Source organism: Pontibacter sp. HJ8 (assembly GCF_054824225.1).
Genome location: NZ_JSYF01000647.1, coordinates 1 through 296 on the forward strand (window position 1 = coordinate 1; position 296 = coordinate 296).

Genomic DNA, 296 nt, shown 5'->3' on the forward strand with positions numbered 1-296 from the left:
AGTTAAAATATATGCCAAATCTTCTCTTCATTTAACGGAGCGAATAACAGAATTTGACGCTTGGAATAGAGAATCTGTAGAACAGCGCCAAAGGTCCATGGCTAAATTGGCAGTGTCAGCCTGGAGGTTTCAATAAACCTAATTATATAAGTCTAAAAAGTTAATACATTAATCTTAGTACAATAATCTTAGTACAATAAACTTAGTACAATAAACACTCTATGAATAACTGTTTACTATGCCAAAAGCAGCCTGCTGATAAGACCGGTTCCCATATAATTCCCTTTTTTATTATC

Annotated in this window: 1 protein-coding gene; it reads left to right on the forward strand. The window is 33.4% G+C overall.

The window, feature by feature from the left end; all coding sequences use genetic code 11:
- The first annotated feature begins 7 nt into the window (after positions 1 to 7).
- Positions 8 to 136, forward strand: coding sequence for a hypothetical protein (locus OB13_RS20585; protein ID WP_461492063.1), 129 nt, complete (start codon positions 8 to 10; stop codon positions 134 to 136).
- Positions 137 to 296: the final 160 nt, after the last annotated feature.